The 17,411-nt window shown below is 72.5% G+C and carries 18 protein-coding genes, 1 tRNA gene and 1 pseudogene; 13 read left to right on the plus strand and 7 right to left on the minus strand.

The window, feature by feature from the left end; genetic code table 11:
• Window positions 1–4: 4 nt before the first annotated feature.
• Both AB0G52_RS15935 and AB0G52_RS15940 read left to right on the plus strand, forming a co-directional pair.
• The gene (locus AB0G52_RS15935; RefSeq protein ID WP_132887919.1) at window positions 5–916 is read left to right on the plus strand and encodes an ATP-binding cassette domain-containing protein; all 912 of its coding nucleotides are present in this window, start codon (window positions 5–7) and stop codon (window positions 914–916) included.
• Window positions 917–1,287: 371 nt separating this feature from the next.
• Window positions 1,288–1,458, plus strand: coding sequence for a hypothetical protein (locus AB0G52_RS15940; RefSeq protein WP_165939291.1), 171 nt, complete (start codon window positions 1,288–1,290; stop codon window positions 1,456–1,458).
• 80 nt (window positions 1,459–1,538) lie between these two features.
• On the opposite strand, the gene AB0G52_RS15945 is transcribed toward AB0G52_RS15940, so the two are convergent.
• From AB0G52_RS15945 to AB0G52_RS15955, 3 genes are all read right to left on the minus strand, one after another.
• Entirely contained in the window at window positions 1,539–2,543 is a 1,005-nt protein-coding gene (locus AB0G52_RS15945; RefSeq protein WP_361336894.1) for a Gfo/Idh/MocA family oxidoreductase, read from the minus strand.
• A 75-nt stretch (window positions 2,544–2,618) separates the two neighbouring features.
• Entirely contained in the window at window positions 2,619–3,395 is a 777-nt protein-coding gene (locus AB0G52_RS15950) for an SDR family oxidoreductase (protein ID WP_361336896.1), read from the minus strand.
• A 14-nt stretch (window positions 3,396–3,409) separates the two neighbouring features.
• Entirely contained in the window at window positions 3,410–4,576 is a 1,167-nt protein-coding gene (locus AB0G52_RS15955) for a phytanoyl-CoA dioxygenase family protein (RefSeq protein ID WP_132887922.1), read from the minus strand.
• Between the two features lie 146 nt (window positions 4,577–4,722).
• On the opposite strand from AB0G52_RS15955, the gene AB0G52_RS15960 reads away from it, so the two are divergent.
• Window positions 4,723–5,754 carry a LacI family DNA-binding transcriptional regulator gene (locus tag AB0G52_RS15960; RefSeq protein WP_132887923.1) on the plus strand — a complete coding sequence of 344 codons (1,032 nt, stop codon included), beginning with the start codon at window positions 4,723–4,725 and terminating at the stop codon, window positions 5,752–5,754.
• A gap of 23 nt (window positions 5,755–5,777) precedes the next feature.
• On the opposite strand, the gene AB0G52_RS15965 is transcribed toward AB0G52_RS15960, so the two are convergent.
• Entirely contained in the window at window positions 5,778–6,125 is a 348-nt protein-coding gene (locus tag AB0G52_RS15965; protein WP_132887924.1) for a cupin domain-containing protein, read from the minus strand.
• Window positions 6,126–6,278: 153 nt separating this feature from the next.
• On the opposite strand from AB0G52_RS15965, the gene AB0G52_RS15970 reads away from it, so the two are divergent.
• The 3 genes from AB0G52_RS15970 (at window position 6,279) to AB0G52_RS15980 (ending at window position 8,879) form a co-directional block, all read left to right on the plus strand.
• Entirely contained in the window at window positions 6,279–6,791 is a 513-nt protein-coding gene (locus tag AB0G52_RS15970; protein ID WP_132887925.1) for a hypothetical protein, read from the plus strand.
• A 106-nt stretch (window positions 6,792–6,897) separates the two neighbouring features.
• Window positions 6,898–7,755, plus strand: a complete 858-nt coding sequence (locus AB0G52_RS15975; protein ID WP_132887926.1) for an intradiol ring-cleavage dioxygenase — start codon at window positions 6,898–6,900, stop codon at window positions 7,753–7,755.
• A 71-nt stretch (window positions 7,756–7,826) separates the two neighbouring features.
• Window positions 7,827–8,879, plus strand: a complete 1,053-nt coding sequence (locus tag AB0G52_RS15980; protein ID WP_132888150.1) for a maleylacetate reductase — start codon at window positions 7,827–7,829, stop codon at window positions 8,877–8,879.
• Window positions 8,880–8,886: 7 nt separating this feature from the next.
• On the opposite strand, the gene AB0G52_RS15985 is transcribed toward AB0G52_RS15980, so the two are convergent.
• Window positions 8,887–9,465: a TetR/AcrR family transcriptional regulator gene (locus AB0G52_RS15985; protein WP_132887927.1), complete on the minus strand. Its 579-nt coding sequence runs from the start codon at window positions 9,463–9,465 to the stop codon at window positions 8,887–8,889.
• 162 nt (window positions 9,466–9,627) lie between these two features.
• On the opposite strand from AB0G52_RS15985, the gene AB0G52_RS15990 reads away from it, so the two are divergent.
• Both AB0G52_RS15990 and AB0G52_RS15995 read left to right on the plus strand, forming a co-directional pair.
• Window positions 9,628–11,055, plus strand: a complete 1,428-nt coding sequence (locus tag AB0G52_RS15990; RefSeq protein ID WP_361336899.1) for an MFS transporter — start codon at window positions 9,628–9,630, stop codon at window positions 11,053–11,055.
• A 45-nt stretch (window positions 11,056–11,100) separates the two neighbouring features.
• Window positions 11,101–11,174 (plus strand) — tRNA-Pro (locus AB0G52_RS15995).
• A gap of 100 nt (window positions 11,175–11,274) precedes the next feature.
• On the opposite strand, the gene AB0G52_RS16000 is transcribed toward AB0G52_RS15995, so the two are convergent.
• On the minus strand, window positions 11,275–11,922 hold the full coding sequence (locus AB0G52_RS16000) for a helix-turn-helix domain-containing protein (RefSeq protein ID WP_361336901.1): 648 nt from the start codon (window positions 11,920–11,922) through the stop codon (window positions 11,275–11,277).
• 118 nt (window positions 11,923–12,040) lie between these two features.
• Between AB0G52_RS16000 and AB0G52_RS16005 the strand changes: the two genes are divergently transcribed.
• The 5 genes and pseudogenes from AB0G52_RS16005 to AB0G52_RS16025 all read left to right on the plus strand — a co-directional run bounded on the left by AB0G52_RS16005 (window position 12,041) and on the right by AB0G52_RS16025 (window position 16,405).
• Window positions 12,041–13,003 carry a zinc-binding dehydrogenase gene (locus tag AB0G52_RS16005; protein ID WP_361336903.1) on the plus strand — a complete coding sequence of 321 codons (963 nt, stop codon included), beginning with the start codon at window positions 12,041–12,043 and terminating at the stop codon, window positions 13,001–13,003.
• 183 nt (window positions 13,004–13,186) lie between these two features.
• On the plus strand, window positions 13,187–15,154 hold the full coding sequence (locus AB0G52_RS16010; RefSeq protein WP_361336905.1) for an ATP-binding protein: 1,968 nt from the start codon (window positions 13,187–13,189) through the stop codon (window positions 15,152–15,154).
• Window positions 15,111–15,206, plus strand: a pseudogene (locus AB0G52_RS16015) (peptidase S41); the annotation flags it as partial. The gene AB0G52_RS16010 and the pseudogene AB0G52_RS16015, both read left to right, overlap by 44 nt.
• A 95-nt stretch (window positions 15,207–15,301) precedes the next feature.
• Window positions 15,302–15,766, plus strand: coding sequence for a hypothetical protein (locus tag AB0G52_RS16020; protein WP_361336906.1), 465 nt, complete (start codon window positions 15,302–15,304; stop codon window positions 15,764–15,766).
• Window positions 15,767–16,048: 282 nt separating this feature from the next.
• A complete protein-coding gene (locus tag AB0G52_RS16025; protein ID WP_165939293.1) occupies window positions 16,049–16,405 on the plus strand; it encodes an STAS domain-containing protein in 357 nt (118 codons plus the stop codon).
• Window positions 16,406–16,451: 46 nt separating this feature from the next.
• Here AB0G52_RS16025 and AB0G52_RS16030 read toward each other — a convergent pair whose 3' ends face one another.
• Complete coding sequence (locus AB0G52_RS16030) at window positions 16,452–17,261, minus strand: hypothetical protein (protein WP_361336908.1); 810 nt, start codon at window positions 17,259–17,261, stop codon at window positions 16,452–16,454.
• Between the last annotated feature and the right edge of the window lie 150 nt (window positions 17,262–17,411).

Here is a 17,411-nt window from a genome sequence, read left to right on the forward strand (position 1 = left end):
CCCGATGACAGACAACACAACCGGAACGCACGGTGCCATCCTCCAGGACACGGCGCCCACCGACGGCGGCCCGATCGTCGAACTGCGCTCCACGGGCAAGTCGTACGGAAACATCCGCGCCCTGCACGGCGTCGACCTCAAGGTCTTCGCCAACCAGGTGACCTGCGTCCTCGGCGACAACGGCGCCGGCAAGTCCACCCTCATCAAGATCATCTCGGGGTTGCACCAGCACACCGAGGGCGACCTCCTCGTGGATGGCGAGCCGGTGCGCTTCGCCAGCCCGCGCGACGCCCTCGACAAGGGCATCGCCACCGTCTACCAGGACCTCGCCACCGTCCCGCTGATGCCGGTGTGGCGCAACTTCTTCCTCGGCTCCGAGATGACCAAGGGCCCCTGGCCCCTGCGCCGTCTCGACATCGCCCGGATGAAGGAGACCGCCGACCGGGAACTGCGCAACATGGGCATCGTCCTGGACGACCTGGAGCAGCCCATCGGCACGCTCTCCGGCGGCCAGCGCCAGTGCGTGGCCATCGCCCGCGCCGTCTACTTCGGTGCCCGCGTCCTCATCCTCGACGAGCCGACCGCCGCCCTCGGCGTCAAGCAGTCCGGTGTCGTGCTGAAGTACATCGCCGCCGCCCGCGAACGCGGCCTGGGCGTCATCTTCATCACCCACAACCCGCACCACGCCTACATGGTCGGCGACCACTTCAGCGTGCTGCGCCTCGGCACCCTGGAACTCTCCGCCCGGCGCAGCGACATCACCCTCGAAGAGCTCACCAACCACATGGCGGGCGGTGCCGAGCTGGCCGCCCTCAAGCACGAGCTCTCCCAGGTCCGTGGCGTGGACACCGAGGAACTCCCGGAAGAGGAGGACCTCGGGGCCCCGGTGGCGAGCGGCCCCGAGAGCAAGGCCTGACGGGGCCGGTTCCCCGGCGCCGCCGGAGCCGACCGGCGCAGTGGGCCCACCTCGCCACGGGCACGCCGTCCGGGCCGCCCGTGGCCCCGGGAACGATGTGCGCACCGCCCGCCGGGTACCGGAACCGGCCCCGGCCCGGAGGCCGCGCAGCGACCGGGCGCGCGCCGGACACGCCGCTGCCCGTCGCGCGGCGCGGACCCCCCAGGTGCCCGCGGTCCTGCGGCGCCTGACACCTGACTGCCGCGTCCAGGGGCCGCGCGGAGAGATCCGCGCGGCCCCTCCACGTGCCCCGGCGGGTTCGGGAACACCCGCCGGGGCACGCGCGTTCTCCCGGCGAGGCAGGATCCGTTGCCACGACGGGGAGGACCGGCATGAGCCACGAGGAGACGGCGACCGAGGCGGGCCGGCGCCGGGAGCGGTTCGGCGCCCTGCCCGAGCGGATCCGCCCGGAGGACATGGTGGAGACCCGGCAGGCGGTCCCGCACGACCCGGACCGGGACAGGTACGACCCGGACGAGTTCGCCGTCCGCTACGGCCTCTGAGCGACCGGGACAAGACGACGGGGCGGCTCACCGGGACCGCGTGCTCGGTCCTGGTGGCCGCCCCGTCGCCGTGCGCGGCGTCAGGCTCCGCGCACCTCTGCGATCGTCACCGGACGGTGCTCGTGCAGAGACAGGGTGCAGGCCTCGGCGATCCAGCCCGCTTCCAGGGCGTCCTCGACCGTGCAGGGGGAGGTCCGGGTGCCGGCGACCACCTCGGTGAACGCGGTGAGTTCGGCACGGTAGGCGGCCGTGAACCGGTCCATGAAGAAGTCGTGCGGGGTGCCCGCGGGGAAGGTCACGCCGGGCTCGACCGAGCGCAGCGGGAGCTTGTCCTCCAGGCCGACCGCGATCGAGTCCTGGAAGCCGTGCAGCTCCATGCGGACGTCGTAACCCCGCGCGTTGTGCCGCGAGTTGGAGACCACCGCGATGGTGCCGTCGTCCAGCGTGAGGATCGCGCCGGTGGTGTCGGCGTCGCCCGCCTCCCTGATGTAGTCGGCACCCCGGTTGCCGCCGACCGCGTAGACCTCGGTGACCTCGCGGCTGGTCACCCAGCGGATGATGTCGAAGTCGTGCACGGAACAGTCCCGGAAGATGCCACCGGACGCGGCGACATAGGCGGCCGGGGGCGGCGCGGGGTCCAGGGTGGTGGAGCGCACGGTGTGCAGCTTGCCCAGTTCGCCCGCCTGCACCGCGGCGCGCGCGGCCACGAACCCGGCGTCGAAACGCCGGTTGTACCCGATCTGGATGGGCACGCCCCTGCCCTGGACGGCCTTGAGGACCTCGACGCCGTCGCTCATGTGCTTGGCGACGGGCTTCTCGCAGAAGACCGGGATGCCGGCCTCGACACCGGCCAGGATCAGGGCGGGGTGGGCGTCCGTGGCGGCGGCCACGACGATGCCGTCCACCCCGGCGGCGAGCAGCGCCTCGGGCGAGTCCACGACCTCGCCCCCGAACTTCTCGGCGGCGGCCTTCGCGGCGTCCGCGAACGGGTCGGTCAGGACGAGCGACTCGACGGCGTCGAGCCCGGAGAGGGTCTCGGCGTGGAAGGCGCCGATGCGGCCGAGGCCGAGGATTCCGATACGCATGGGGGTGTCACTCCTTGACTGCTGGATGGTGGGGCGCCGTCGAAAGGGGCGCGGGGCTGAGCGGGCGGCGGACTTCTAGCCGAGACCCCCCAGGACGTTCTGGTCCCAGTCGATCACCGACCCGGTGACCACTCCCGACCGCTCCGACAGCAGGAACACCACGAAGTCGGCGATCTCGTCCGGCTGCCCCAGCCTGCCCATCGGCACCTTGGCCGCGGCCTCCCTGAGCCAGTCGTCCCCCGCCCCGTGGAACGCCCGCTGCGTCGCGTCCTCCCCCTCCGTCGCCGTCCAGCCGATGTTCAGCCCGTTGATCCGCACCCGGTCCCACCGGTGCGCGTGCGCGGCGTTGCGGGTCAGGCCGATCAGACCGGCCTTCGCCGCGACGTACGGCGCGAGGAACGGCTGCCCGCCGTGCGCGTCGAACGTGATGATGTTGACGATCGTGCCCGGCGCCTTGCGCCCGACCATGTCGGCCACCGCCGCCTGCATCGCGAAGAACGGTCCCCTGAGGTTGATCGCGATGTGCTGGTCGAACAGCTCGGGCGTGGTGTCGAGGAGGGTGCCCCGGGACGTGAGCCCCGCCGCGTTGACCAGGCAGTCGATCCGGCCGAACGTGCCGGTCACCTCGGCCACCGAGGACCCGGCCTGCCCGGCGTCGGCGAGGTCGGCGCGCACGAACAGGGCCTTGCCGCCCGCGGCGGACAGTTCGGCCACCAGCGCCTCGCCGGGCTCCGGGCGGCGGCCGGTCACGGCCACCGTCGCGCCCTCACGGACCGCGGCCCGCGCGACGGCCGCGCCGACGCCCTGGCTGCCGCCGTTGACGAGGACGACCTTCTCGTCGAGAAGTCCCATGTGACGTCGCCCTTTCAGCTCTCGCGCCGGGCCGTGGCGGCCCGTAGTTCGTCCCGCAGCACCCGCGGCAGCCAGTCCTCCCGCAGCGCCCGCCGCACCAGGTCCGCCTGCGAGGGCGGAGCCATGCCGTCGACCGGCGGGTCACTGTCGAGGTTGGTCGGGAACGGATAGCCCTCGGCGCTCGCGGCGACCACGTGCTCCAGCCACGCCTCGCCCGCGCCCTCCGAGCGGCGCCGCCGCAGCGCCGGGTAGACCGCGTTGACCACCGCCTCCCGGTCCACGGTCTCCATGGGCCGCCCGAAGGCCGAGGACACCTGGAGCAGGTTGGCCGTCCGGCGCACGTCGAGGGTCCGGTTGGTGCCGGCCGCGTGGAACACCGCCGGGTTGAAGAACGCGGCGTCGCCCTTGGCGAGAGCCGGCTGCACGTGACGGGCCTTGAAGTAGGACTGGAACTCCGGCCGCCGCCAGGCCAGGTAGCCGGGCTCGTAGGTCTGGGAGTAGGGGAGGTACATGGTCGGTCCCGACTCCACCGGCATGTCGCAGTGCGCGACCGCGCCCTGCAGGGTGAGCACGGGGGAGAGGCGGTGCACATGCGCCGGATAGGCCTCGGCCTGCTCGTCGGAGAGGAAACCGAGGTGGTAGTCGCGGTGCGCGGTCTGCGCCGCGCCCCCGGGGTTCACCACGTTCACCTGGGAGGTGATCTGGTAGCCGGGGCCCAGCCAGGCCAGTGAGACCAGTGCCACGACGTCGTTGGCGTAGTAGTCGGCGAACGCCTCCGGGTCGTACAGCGCCGCCTTCTCCAGGGCGTTCCACACCCGCTCGTTGGCGCCCGGTCTCGCGAAGTGGTCGCCGGCCCGCGCGCCCGACTCGCGCTGCTCCGAGAGCAGCGCCTCGAACACCGCCGTGGCCCGGTCGACCACCCCCGGATCGGGGAACGCGCCCCTGAAGACGACGACACCGGGGCCGTCCGTCAGGGCGCGGACCAGTTCGGTCCGCAGCCCGTGCGGCGCCCCGTCGCCGCGCAGCCGCTCGCCGTCGTAGACGAGGACGTTGTCCACCACGGCCGAGGCGTGCGGGTAGTCGGCGGGGTCGGTGGTCCGTTCGACCAGGTCGCGGAAGGTGCCGAGGTCGCAGTCCTGCGACGACAGCCAGGGGCGGCCCTGTTCGGCTGCGAGGGACATCGACGTCCTGCTTTCGGTCACGGCCACGGCCACGGCCGGGGCCAGGGGCGCGGCCACGGGGGCGGCGGGGCTCTGCCATTCTTGTCAGTACAAACCCCTCGAACAATCAGCAGCGGGCCATCAAAAACCCCTCAAGGAGCCAGGCCGTGGGTCACCCTTTCCCCATCCGTGAGATCGCACGTCAGGCCGGGCTCAGCGAGGCCACCGTGGACCGGGTGCTGAACGGCAGGGGCGGGGTGCGGGAGAGCACCGAACGCGAGGTGCGGCAGGCGATCGCCGACCTGGACCGGCAGCGCACCCAGGTCCGGCTGGTCGGCCGTACCTTCATGGTCGACATCGTGATGCACGCGCCCGAGCGGTTCACCACCGCCGTGCGGGCCGCGCTGGAGGCGGAACTGCCGTCGCTGCACCCGGCGGTGGTGCGCTCCCGGTTCCACTTCCGGGAGACCGGGCCGGTCACGGACCTGGTGCAGACACTGGACCGGATCGCCAGGCGGGGCTCCCAGGGGGTGATCCTCAAGGCACCGGACGTCCCCGAGGTCACCGCCGCCGTCGGGCGGCTGCGGTCGGCGCAGATCCCGGTCGTCACCCTGGTCACCGACCTGCCCGCGAGCGGCCGGCTCGCGTACGTCGGCAGCGACAACCGCGCCGCGGGAGCCACCGCCGCCTATCTGACGGGCCAGTGGCTCGGCGACCGGCCGGGCAACGTCCTCACCAGCCTCAGCAGTGGCTTCTTCCGCAACGAGGAGGAGCGCGAGATGGGCTTCCGCAGCGTCATGCGGGCCACCCACCCCGAGCGCACCCTGGTGGAGATCGCCGAGGGCCAGGGCCTGGACGCCACCCAGTACGACCTGGTCCGCGCCGCCCTGGAACGCGACCCGGAGATCCGCGCCGTCTACTCGATCGGCGGCGGCAACATCGCCACCCTGCGCGCCTTCGCCGAACTGGGGCGGGAGTGCGCGGTGTTCATAGCCCACGACCTCGACCACGACAACACCCGCCTGCTGCGCGAGCACCGGCTGTCCGCCGTCCTCCACCACGACCTGCGCCACGACATGCGGGAGGCCTGCCACCTGGTGATGCGGGCCCAGGGCGCGCTGCCCCCGGCCGGCCCGACGCTGCCGTCGGCGATCCAGGTGGTCACGCCGTACAACATGCCCACGCCCCCGACCCGCTGAGCAACACCCTCACAGGGTCACCCTCAGAGGCTGATCGCGTACGCCTTGCGCAGCGTCTCGTGCACCGTCCACGTCGTCCGGTCGCCCGCGCGCAGCACGGCCAGGTCGCCGGGGCCCACCCGGAACGTCTCCCCGCCCTCGACCTCGATCGTCGCCGAGCCGCTGATCACGACGAACAGCTCGTCGGCCTCGGTGTCGGTGACCACCCCCGGGGTGATCTGCCAGATGCCGCGGACCTGCTTGCCGTCGGCCGACTCCCAGACCACCTTCCCGGTCACCTCGGGGGTGCCGGAGACGATCTGCGCCGGGTCCAGCGGCTCGGGTTCGAGTGCGGCGTCGGGGATGTGCAGGGCGAAGCTGGGCGTCGTCATACGCCGACCCTAGCGAGCCGGCCGGGCGCCGGACCGTGGACAGGGTGCCGGACATCGGGCCTGGTGGCAGGACACTTCGTCGGGCCGCCGGGCAGGGCGGGGGTGAGCCGTCCGGACTGGCGGGGGCGAGCCGCCCGGGTGATCGTGGAGAGCATGGCTGACCCGACGCCGGTCACGGCCCGGCCGCGTTCGCACGACACCCGTGAGGCGGTCCTGTTCGGCGGGGTCTACGGCGCCGTGCTCGCCTGCTCGATGGTTGCCGCGCTCACCCAGTACGGTCACACCTCCGCCGCCAGCCGCCGCTACGACGCCGTGTGGCTGCTGGTCACCGCCTGCGCGTCCGCGCTGGCCCACGGCTACGCCCACCACATCGCCGAGCGGGCCCCGCAGCGGCGCTGGGACCTGCCGCGCAGCCTGGCCGAGGAGTGGCCGCTGGTCGTCGCCGTGCTCCCCACGGTGCTCCTGCTCGCGGGCGCCGGCTGGGGCTGGTGGCCGGCCCAGGGGATCGAGTACCCGGCGTTCGTCCTGAACATCGTGATCCTGTTCGGCCTCGGGCTCGTCACCGCCCGCCGCTCACGGCGGAGTTGGTTCGCGGCCGTGCTCATCGGGGCGGTCGACGCGCTGCTGGGGGTGGTCGTGGTGGTCGCCAACGCGTTCATCAAGTAGACCCGCGACCGGATCTCGTTCCTGATCTCGTTCCTGATCTCGTTCCTTCGACGGTCAACGCGTTTACGATCACTCAAGGTCACTGTTCCTCCTCCAAGGAGCCGGCATGACAACCGAAGACGCGGTCACCACCGAGGCCGTCGAGAGCCTGCGGGGCACCGACGACCCCCGGCTGCGCGAACTGCTCAGCGCGCTCATCCGCCATTTGCACGCCTTCGCGAGCGAGACCCGGCTGACCCGCGACGAGTGGGAGGCGGCGATCGCGTTCCTCACCGCGACCGGGCAGACCTGCACGGACACCCGGCAGGAGTTCATCCTGCTCTCCGACGTGCTGGGCCTGTCCATGCTGGTCGAGAAGATCAACGGGCACCGTGCTCCCGGACGCACCGAGTCGACCGTCCTCGGGCCCTTCCACATGACCGAGTCCCCGGTGCGGGAGCTCGGCGCCGACATCGACCTCGTCGGCACCGGCGAACCCTGTGTGGTCAGCGGTGTCGTCCGCGCCGCCGACGGCACCCCGCTGCCCGGCGCGGTCCTGGACGTGTGGCAGGCCGACCCGCACGGCTTCTACGACGTGCAGCAGCCCGGGATCCAGCCGGCCGGCAACGGGCGGGGGCTGTTCACCGCGGACGCCGAGGGCCGCTTCTGGTTCCGTACCTGTGTGCCCAGCGCCTACCCGATCCCCACCGACGGCCCGGTGGGCGACCTGCTGAAGGCCACCGGACGGCACCCCTACCGGCCCGCCCACATCCACTTCATCGTCTCGGCCGACGGACACGAACCGGTCACCACGCACATCTTCGTCGCCGGCGGCGCGTACCTGGACTCGGACGCCGTGTTCGCGGTGAAGCCCAGCCTGGTCAAGGACTTCACCCCGACCGACGACCCGGCCCTGGCCGCGGAGTTCGACGTGGCCAACCCCTTCCGGCACGCCCGCTTCGACCTCGTGCTGGACCCCTCGTGAACCGCGGCGGCGAAGAGCCGGCCGCCGGGAACCCCGGTGCCGGCGACCCGGGCCTCGCCGATCCCGGCTTCGTGCACGAGACGTGGGCCGCGCGGGTGGTCTTCCGGGCCGGTGCCGCGCTCACCGCGACCGCCGAGGAGGCCCGGCGGCTGGGCCTGCGGCGGCTGCTGGTGCTCAGCGGCGAGCGGGGCGCGGACACCGCGCGGGCGGTCGCCGACTCGCTCGGCCCGGCCTGCGCGGGCCTGCACACGGGGGCCCGGATGCACGTCCCGGTGGCGGTCGCAGACCGGGGCGTCGAGGCGGCCCGGGCCGCGGGCGCCGACGGCTGCGTGGCGGTCGGCGGCGGCTCGGCCATCGGCCTCGGCAAGGCCATCGCCCTGCGCACCGGCCTCCCGCTGATCGCCGTGCCCTCCACCTACGCCGGTTCCGAGATGACCCCCGTCTGGGGCCTGACCGAGCACGGCGCCAAACGCACCGGCCGCGACCCCGTCGTCCTGCCGCGCAGCGTCGTGTACGACCCCGAACTCACCCTCTCCCTGCCCGTGCCGCTCTCGGTGACCAGCGGGATCAACGCCCTCGCCCACGCGGTCGAGGCGCTGTACGCCCCGGACGGCTCGCCGCTGGTCGCGCTGATGGCCGAGGAGGCGGCGGGGGCGATGGCGCACGCGCTGCCCGCGATCGCCGCCGCCCCGGACTCCCTGCCGGCCCGCTCCCGGGCCCTGTACGGCGCCTGGCTGTGCGGGGCCTGTCTCGGGGCCACCACCATGGGCCTGCACCACAAGCTCTGCCATGTCCTCGGGGGCACCTTCGGCCTGCCGCACGCCGAGACCCACACGGTGGTGCTGCCGTACGCCCTCGCCTTCAACGCGCCGGCGGCCCCGCGGGCGGTCACCGCCGTGCGCAGGGCGCTGGGCACGGACGACGCACCCGGCGCCGTGCGGGACCTGGGCGTGCACCTGGGAGCACCGCGTTCCCTCGCCGAACTCGGCCTGAAGGAGGCCGACTTGCCGGTGGCCGCCGCACAGGTGGCGGGTCAGGCGTACGCCAATCCGCGGCCGGTGACGGCCGCGGACGCGCTGGCCGTGCTGCGGGCGGCGTACGAGGGCAGGGCGCCGAGCGCCTGACGGGTGCTCAGCGCACCGTTCGTACGCCGTCCAGGGCGATGCCCATCACCCGGTCCCGCTGGGCCTCGTCCTCGAAGGCGGTGGCCGCGATGCCGGAGACCATGCGCAGCAGGTCGCCGATCTCCATGTCGGGCCGTACCACGCCCGCCTTCTGGGCTCTCTCCAGCAGCGGACCGCCGGCCGCGTACATCGACTCCCGGCAGGCGGAGAAGATCTCCGACTCGTCGTTGAGCGCCTCCCGCACCGCCCGCTTGGTGACCATGTAGCCGGTGAAGCGGTCCAGCCAGGACCGCAGGGCCTCCCACGGCTCCTGCCCGCCGAGTTCCACGGCGGCCCGGCACAGCGCGTTGACCTCGTCCGCGTAGACGCTCTCGAAGAGGTCGCGGCGGGTGGGGAAGTTCCGGTACAGGGTGCCGATGCCGACCCCCGCGCGGCGGGCGACGTCCTCCAGCGAGACGTCCGAACCGTGCTCGGCGAACGCCTCGCGGGCGGCCGTGATCAGCGCGTCGTAGTTGCGGGCCGCGTCCTTACGGTGGGGCCGCCGGGACGCGACGATCTCACTGACGGGGAACGGGGTGTCCGTCATTGCTGCCTCCCGTGCGACAGGACAGAACCGGAGGGAATCCTCGACTTCGGTTGAAACGGAGGGTCACCTCCGTTAGAGTGGAGGGGAACCTCCACTTTAGCAGGGCGGCCACCGCTGCCCCGATCCGTTCTCCCTCCGTTCCGATGTCGGAGAGGCTCCTTCATGCCCCGGAAGTCCACCCGCCTCACCTTCGCGGTCCTCGCGACCGGTGCCGGCGTGTTCTCCATGCTCCAGTCGCTGGTCGCGCCGGCCCTGCCGACCGTCCAGCACGCGATGCACACCTCGCAGTCCACCGCGACCTGGGTGATGACGGCGTATCTGCTGTCCGCCTCGGTCTTCACCCCGATACTCGGCCGGGTCGGCGACCTGACCGGCAAGAAGCGCAGTCTCGTCGCCGTGCTGCTCGCCGTCCTGGCCGGCTGTCTGCTCGCCGCCCTCGCGCCCGACATCGGCGTACTCATCGTCGCCCGGGTGGTCCAGGGCATCGGCGGCGCCCTGTTCCCGCTCTCCTTCGGCATCATCCGGGACGAGTTCGGCCCGGCCGAGGTCAGCGGCAGCATCAGCAACCTGTCCGCGGTGATCGCGGCCGGCGGTGGCGTCGGCATCGTGGCCGCCGGCCCGATCGTCTCGGCGCTGGACTACCGCTGGCTGTTCTGGATCCCGGTCGGCGTCGTCGCCGTGACGGTCCTGATCGCCGCCCGCTACGTCCCCGAGTCCCCCAAGCGCGCCCAGGGCAGCGTCAGTTGGCTCGGCGCCGGGCTGCTCTCCGCCTGGCTGGTGGCCCTGCTGCTGCCGCTGAGCCAGGCCGGCCGGTGGGGCTGGGGCTCGGCCAGGGTGCTCGGCCTGTTCGCCACGGCCGCCGTGCTGTTCGCCGTCTGGCTGCGCACCGAGGCCCGCTCCGCGACCCCGCTCATCGACCTGCGTGTGATGCGGCTCCCGGCCGTCTGGACCACCAACGCGGCGGCGCTGCTCTTCGGCGCCGGCATGTACGCGATCTGGTCCTTCCTGCCCGGCTTCGTCCAGACCCCGCCCACGGCCGGCTACGGCTTCGGGGCCACCGTCACCGAGTCCGGCCTGCTCATGCTGCCGATGCTGGTCGCCATGTTCCTCTCGGGCGTCGTCGGCGGCCGTCTCGAACCCCGCGTCGGCGCCAAGGCCCAGCTCACCGCCGGGGCCGCGCTGGGCGCGCTGGCCTGCGGATTCCTCACCCTCTGGCACGACGAGCGGTGGCAGATCGGCGTCGTCGCGGGGCTCTTCGGCCTCGGTATCGGACTGGCCTTCGCCTCCATGGCCAACCTCATCGTCGGCAGTGTCCCGCCCGAGCAGACCGGCGCCGCGACCGGCATGAACGCCAACATCCGAACCATCGGCGGCTCCATCGGCGCCGCGCTCACCAGCGTCCTGGTCACCGGCCGGCTCCAGCCCTCCGGGCTCCCGTACGCCTCCGGCTACACCCACGCCTGGGCACTGCTCACCCTGTTCTGCCTGACCGCCGCCGGGGCCGCGCTCCTGGTCCCGGTCCGGCGCGCGAGCCGGGTCACCGGCCCGGTCACGGACCGGCCGGCGGCGGCACCCGTACGCGTACGGTAGTGTTGACCTGCGTGATCACGCGGTAGCCACCGCGTGACCCCGCAGCGGGACGTGGCGCAGCTTGGTAGCGCACTTGACTGGGGGTCAAGGGGTCGCAGGTTCAAATCCTGTCGTCCCGACTGGAGACAGTCGCAGGTCAGGGCCGGTTTTGGATGCCTCCGAAACCGGCCCTTGATCATTTTTTGGGGACCAGGTGGGGACCGGCACCCCCGACCGGGGTCAGCGGGTCACCGCGGGCCGGTACGCGGGCCGCAGGCTTGTCGCCGGCGGCAGCGGTGCAGGCGCTTCCGTCTCCGACGTGGTGCGGAACGCCTCGATCACGTAGGCGGCGAAGCGTCGGGAGGCCGTGAGGCGGGCGGCACGCGGCGCGTCCTGGAGGCCGCGGTGGGCCATGAGCATGAGGATCAGGTCGTCGACGACGAAGCCGGGGCGGAGCCGGCCGGTCTCCTGGGCGCGCCGGGCCAGTTCGGCAACCGCGCGCAACGTCCGCTCCCGGTCGGCGGCGAAGTCCATGGCTTCGGGGAAGGCCGTCATGAAGGCGTCGGCGAATCCCCGGCTGTGCGCGTGGAGTTCGCAGGTCCGCTCGACCAGGATCCGGAATCCGTGCCACGGGTCAGGGGCCGCGAGGGCGTCGCGTACGGCGGCATGGCAGCTGCGCCGCTGCTCGGCGAAGGTCTCCGCAATCAGCGCCTGCTTGGTCGGGAAGTGCCGGTACAGCGTGGCGGGGCCGACGCCGGCCTGCCGGGCGACCTCGCGCAGGGGTGCGCCCAGGCCCTCCTCGCCGAACACCGCGCGGGCGGCGTCCAGGATGCGGGCGCGGTTGTCGCGGGCGTCGGAGCGCACGGTGTGAGGCAAACGGTCGGCCATGGGCTCTCACTTTAGCCAAGCGGACGGGGGCGTCCGTTACGGTCCGACGGCGGTGACGCCGCCCCGCTTTCGGTCGCAGCAGCTGCGACCCGTCCGTTCACCGGCCTGAGGAGCAGAGATGAAAGCCGTCGTGATCAGAGAGTTCGGAAGCCCTGACGGTCTGGAGGTCGTCGACGTGCCCGTGCCCGTACCTGCCCCGGGGCAGGTACGGATCACCGCGGAGGCGATCGGGGTGGGCGGCGTGGACGCCGTGATCCGCCGGGGAACGCTCGCCGCGTACGGCTTCAGGGAGGGCCATGTCCTCGGCAGCGAGGTGGCGGGAAGCGTCAGCGCGGTGGGGGAGGGGGTGGATGCCGCGTGGATGGGGCGGCGGGTGTGGGCGTTCACCGGCCTGTCCGGTGGGTACGCCGAGCAGGCCGTCGCCCCGGTCGAGGACGTTCTCTCGCTGCCCGACGGCCTGACCGGCACAGACGCGGTGACCCTCGGCGGCTCCGGTGTGGTCGCCCACTTCGCCCTGGACCGCGCTCGTTTCGCGACCGGCGAGACGGTGCTCGTGCGCGGCGCGGCGGGGAGCATCGGGATCACGGCCGTCCAGCTCGCGGCCGGGGGTGGTGCCGGCGCGGTGGCGGTCACCACCTCGTCGGCGAGCCGCGGCGCCCGACTGCGGGACCTGGGCGCGACCCATGTCCTGGACCGCTCCGGCGGGGCCGACCCGGACGCACCGTCAGGCTTCGACGTGGTGATCGACGTCGTGGCAGGTCCCGAGCTTCCCCTGTTCCTGGGCAAGTTGAACTCCAACGGGCGGTACGTGGCTGTCGGTGTGGTCGGCGGACAGCCGCCGACGGACTTCGGCATGCGCCTGATGACGGCCTTTCGCAGGTCGGTGTCGTTCGCCACCTTCAGCGCCGACACCGTGCCCGGCTCCGCCAGGCAGGCCGTGCGGTCGTCCCAGTTCGCCGATGCCGCACACGGGAACCTGCGCACGGTCGTGCACGAGGTGCTGCCCCTGGACCAGGCGGCGCAGGCCCACCGCGACATGGACGCCGGCAAGGTGTTCGGCAGGGCCGTGTTGACGCCCTGAGCATGAACAGCCGGGCCGTTCCTGGTGCTCTTACATTCTTGGACCGCCTTTCATTAAGGTGCGCCGGATGAACGCCTTCGCCACGGCACCCCACGGGCCGGACAGTCGGCCGACGGGCGGGAAGGGGGGAGCATGAGCGCGCGGCGGCGTCTGTCGGAAAGACGCGGCAACTGGGATGACGTGGTGCCTACGCAGGGTACGTGGACGGCGTTGCGGGTCGTCTCGAACTGCGCTGTGGTGTGCGCCATGGCCGGGATGATCATTCTGGCCGGTTGGGCGGGCTCGGTGGGCACCCCGCATGAGTGGCCCTGGTTGGGGTGGTCGGCCGGTGGGCTGGCGGCCGGCGGCTTCCTGGTGCAGGGGGTCATCGGCATGTTGATGAACCACACCGACCGGATCGAACGGCTCCTGGCGTATCAAAAGGTGCTGGAGAACCCTGGCCTCGCGGTGACCGGACCGTCCGCCACCAGCGGCCGGTACGGCTCGAAACCGGGGGTCCGTGACGCCGGTGGGGTTCGCGGCGGCGACGTCCCGAGCGGGTTCCGGCTGCTCTCGCCTCTCCACAGTCCGGTCCCTTTCCACGACCGGGACGAGGAGTTGGCGGAGCTGCGCCGATGGTGCACGACGGCCACGGACACGCATCCGGTGATGCTGCTCGCCGGCGAGAGCGGCGTCGGCAAGTCACGGCTGGCACTGGAACTCGCTCGGTCACTGGGTACGGAATGGACCGCGGGCCGGCTGATCGCCCCGAGTCCCGACTGGCTCGGTGTTCTCGACGGCCGTGGCAGACCGGCGCTGGTGATCGTGGACGAGGCCGATGTCCCCGCCCAGGTCAGCCCTGACCACTCATGGGTCCACCCCTACGTGGTGCCGCTGCTCACGAGCCTCGGCAAACGCCTGGGGGAGGCCGGTCCCACGTCGTCGCAGTCGCCGGAAAGGCCGGCAGTCCGCGTGCTGCTGATCACCCGTCACCAGGACGTGTTCCGGCGGACCCTGGCCCGCGAGCTGGAGCGCGAGGCCAAGGGCCGCTACCGGTACCTCGTGGAACGGACCCCGGTGCTCGTCCTGGAGCCACCCGCCCAGGACCGCGCCACCCTGGACGAGCGTTACCGTGAGGCGGTCGTCACCATGACCGCCGCGCTGGGAGACGCGGCGGCCCCGACGGCCCTCGACGGTCTCGACGGACCCACCCCCGCCCGCTCCGGTCAGAGCCCGCTGGATCTCCACGCCCAGGCCCTGGTCACCGCGCTGCACGGCGGCCCCGGCCCGGCCGAGCCCCGGCCTTTCGACGACATCGCGGACCTCCTGTTCGAACACGAGCGACGACACTGGCGGCACGCCGCAGCGGACTTCGCCGCGGCCGAAGGGAAGAAGGGGACTCCTTCCTACGCATCCGAGTTGTCTGCCCGCCCCGGCCTGCCCGACCACGTCATGCTGGGCATGCTCCTGTTCGGGCACTGGGAGCGGTCCGAGACCAGCGACGTCCTGGCAGGACTTCCGGAGTTCGCGGGGCTGTCGGAAGAAGAAGCCGAAGACCGGGCCTGGGGCTGGGCGTGGTGGGCCGAGGAGCTGCACGACGGGCGGACCCGCAAGGGCGCGGCCGAGTCCTGGATCGGGCCGGAGGTGTTCACCGACTGGTTTCTCACCACCCGGCTGCGGGCCGAGCCGGACCTCCTCACCGGCCTCCTGGTCGAGTCCCCTCATGGGAGAAGGGCCGAATACCTCGCCGTCCGCCTCTGCCGGGCGTGCGAACACTTCCCTGAGGCGGGGGAGGTCCTCCAGCGGTTCGTCGAGCACCAGGCGTACTCGTACGGCGAGGAAGCCGTGGCAGCCGCAGGTCTGCTGCGCCGGCCGGAGCTGGCCGATCCCTGGATCGCCGCGGGTCTGGAGGGCCTGGACGTGCCGGAGGGCGTGGACGGGTACTCCGCGGAGCTCAGGAAGAGCGCCTTGTTCTGGGTGCGTCAGCACACCTCACCTGAGCTGCTTCCCCTCACCTTCCAGGTCCTGGAAGCCAAGTGCGCGCGGATCGAGCGGCGGGAACGCGAACAGGAGGAGCGACAGCGCAGGGAGACACGCCGACGCCGCTCCTGTGGCCCATGCCAATGCCCCGGTCGCGGTCCTGACCGACGGCCGAACGGCCAGTGCAGGTGAGGCGGTGGCGGTCGCTTTCCGGGGGCGTCCGCAGACGCGGTCTTGCGGTGAGGGCCTACGGGCCGAGCAGGGGGGCTGATCATGTGGTCGACCGCTTCACGGCCGGTGTTCCGTCGCTTCGTCGGTGCGGTTACGGTCGGCGTGGCCTTGGCCACGACCTCAGGGTGCACCGTTCCCGTCGATGCCGTCGCCGGCATCTCCGTGACCGGCGACGGCCGTCTACTCGGCGTCATGATGGTCTGCGGACACCGGATCGACGGCGCGACCCTGTACGTGGACAGCGGCGACGTCGACCAGTCGGTCACGGTCGGTTCGTGGACCGCCGTCCGCCCTCTTGCGCCGGGTCTCGCCACCTGGACCCTCGATTCTCCAGATGCCGGCTGGACCGTCACCAGATCGCTCAGTCCGCTCGCCACCAAGGCCACGTACGCTCTCTACGGCTGGACCAAGGACAACTCGTGGTCGTCCAGCAGCGTCTCCTTCACTCCGAGCGACCGGGGCCGGCTCAGCCCAGGAAAAGTCCGCTACGACGAGATCTCGGACGATGGTGACGCATCCGCCGTCACCGTCCCCATGGCGGAGTTCAAAGCCAGGGCCTGCCAGAACAGGTAACCCCGCCGACACAAGGGACAAGATCTCGATCAGGTTCCGTAGCCAGGGTGCCGGAGGCGGGTGAAGGGCTGGTGTCGGGGGCGTTGGAGTGCGACGCTGGGGGCACCAGCCTGGTCTGGTGGGAGACCCCGCGCCGTCGGGCGGTCGCCGATGCGGTGGCCGGTGGTGGGTGCGGGTGGTCTTGCTCGGCTGTGAGCGGCCAGGGCGGCCGCGCGCTTGACGGCCTTCTTCCGGCAGCGGAAGCCGACCGTGATGGGCTTCGACCCGAACGGTGGTTTTTCCATGCAGTCTTTCTTCGACATGCGGATCAGTGATTCGCCCGGCCGGGTCGTGCTGACCGCGGCGGGGGAGCTGGACTTCACGGCCCGCTCGCAGGCCGCCCCGGTCATCGGTCCGCTCGTGCTCGCGGGCCGGGACCTCGTAGTCGACCTCACCCAGGTGACGTTCATGGACGCCGCCGGCCTGGGGATGCTCCTGCGCCTGTGCGACCGGGTGGTCGCGGGTGGCGGCGCCATGGAGCTGCGCGGGCTGCGGCCCGAGATCCGGCGCGTACTGGAACTGACCGGCACGGAAGGCCGGTTCCCGGAGCGGGCGGGGCCCGCGCACGGCACGACGGGACCTGCCCGGGGTGCCGCCTAGGCGCCGGCCGAAGGACGCCCTCCCGGCGCCCCGACCGCCCGTGGCCCTAGTCGAACTCGCTCGGCATCGGTGCCGGGGTCTTGCCGGAGAGCACGTCCTTGAGGCGCTGGGCGCCGTTCTGCACGGCCAGCGCGGTGCTGTCGTGGTCCACGGCGTCGAGGGCGCCGTTGGTGACGGCCGCCCCGGAGGCGCCGATCCGCAGCACCGCGACGTCCGTGACGTAGGTGACGGGCTGGCCGTCGCTGGTGCCCTGCACGGTCACCGTCAGCGCCTGCCGGGCGTCGCCCACGTTCGGGACCTGCGCCGACACGACCTGGATCGTCCGCTTGCTGCCGTCCTTGCCGGTGGCCGTGAACTGGTTGCACTTCTGCGGCAGCGTCTTCAGCCAGCCCAGTGTGGCGTTCAGGTTCGCCGAGCCGTAGTCCCCGACCTGGTAGAGCATCCGTGCGGTCTCCGAGGTGAAGCCGCGCAGCCCGGAGGCGCCCGTGGCGCGGCCGAGCAGGGTGTCGGAGTAGAGGCTGTCGAGCAGCCGCTGGCAGTCGGCGGCATCGGTCTTCGCGGTGAGGAAGCCGGCCACGTCGACCTTGCCGACCAGCATGGAGTTGCGCCAGGTCGCGGCGTCCGTCGCCAGCTGCCAGTTGTCCTCGATGTCGGCCGGTGTGATCAGCGCCGCCTGCGCGCCCGGCCCGGTGAGGGCGGCCGTCGCCGTCGGCGAGGCGGCGGAGCGCTCGGCGGCGGGCGAGACGACCGCGGCTCCGGAGTCGCCGCTCCCGCCCGAACAGGCCGCGACGGCGAGCAGGGACCCCGCCGCCAGGGCCGCGGCGAGCACACGCGCGGGTCGGGACGGACGGGTCATGGCGGCTGCCTCCTCGGGAACGCGGTTCGTCCCTCCACGCCACCATCCGGTCCGGCCGCCGACCACTCGCGCGTGCCATTCGGGTGAGCGGCCCGGGGGTGGCGGTGTCCCAGGCGTGGACGCCCTCTTGACGCCGCGCGGAGGCCGATC

Origin of the sequence: Streptomyces sp. NPDC021562, from assembly GCF_040640875.1 — a bacterium.
In the GTDB taxonomy this organism is placed as follows: domain Bacteria; phylum Actinomycetota; class Actinomycetes; order Streptomycetales; family Streptomycetaceae; genus Streptomyces.

What these genes read in the sequence shown, in the direction of transcription:
- AB0G52_RS15935 (WP_132887919.1), top strand. Translation starts at nt 5, where the DNA reads ATGACAGACAACACAACCGGAACGCACGGTGCCATCCTCCAGGACACG.
- AB0G52_RS15940 (WP_165939291.1), top strand. Translation starts at nt 1,288, where the DNA reads ATGAGCCACGAGGAGACGGCGACCGAGGCGGGCCGGCGCCGGGAGCGG.
- AB0G52_RS15945 (WP_361336894.1), bottom strand. Translation starts at nt 2,543, where the DNA reads ATGCGTATCGGAATCCTCGGCCTCGGCCGCATCGGCGCCTTCCACGCC.
- AB0G52_RS15950 (WP_361336896.1), bottom strand. Translation starts at nt 3,395, where the DNA reads ATGGGACTTCTCGACGAGAAGGTCGTCCTCGTCAACGGCGGCAGCCAG.
- AB0G52_RS15955 (WP_132887922.1), bottom strand. Translation starts at nt 4,576, where the DNA reads ATGTCCCTCGCAGCCGAACAGGGCCGCCCCTGGCTGTCGTCGCAGGAC.
- AB0G52_RS15965 (WP_132887924.1), bottom strand. Translation starts at nt 6,125, where the DNA reads ATGACGACGCCCAGCTTCGCCCTGCACATCCCCGACGCCGCACTCGAA.
- AB0G52_RS15970 (WP_132887925.1), top strand. Translation starts at nt 6,279, where the DNA reads ATGGCTGACCCGACGCCGGTCACGGCCCGGCCGCGTTCGCACGACACC.
- AB0G52_RS15975 (WP_132887926.1), top strand. Translation starts at nt 6,898, where the DNA reads ATGACAACCGAAGACGCGGTCACCACCGAGGCCGTCGAGAGCCTGCGG.
- AB0G52_RS15985 (WP_132887927.1), bottom strand. Translation starts at nt 9,465, where the DNA reads ATGACGGACACCCCGTTCCCCGTCAGTGAGATCGTCGCGTCCCGGCGG.
- AB0G52_RS15990 (WP_361336899.1), top strand. Translation starts at nt 9,628, where the DNA reads ATGCCCCGGAAGTCCACCCGCCTCACCTTCGCGGTCCTCGCGACCGGT.
- AB0G52_RS16000 (WP_361336901.1), bottom strand. Translation starts at nt 11,922, where the DNA reads ATGGCCGACCGTTTGCCTCACACCGTGCGCTCCGACGCCCGCGACAAC.
- AB0G52_RS16005 (WP_361336903.1), top strand. Translation starts at nt 12,041, where the DNA reads ATGAAAGCCGTCGTGATCAGAGAGTTCGGAAGCCCTGACGGTCTGGAG.
- AB0G52_RS16025 (WP_165939293.1), top strand. Translation starts at nt 16,049, where the DNA reads ATGCAGTCTTTCTTCGACATGCGGATCAGTGATTCGCCCGGCCGGGTC.
- AB0G52_RS16030 (WP_361336908.1), bottom strand. Translation starts at nt 17,261, where the DNA reads ATGACCCGTCCGTCCCGACCCGCGCGTGTGCTCGCCGCGGCCCTGGCG.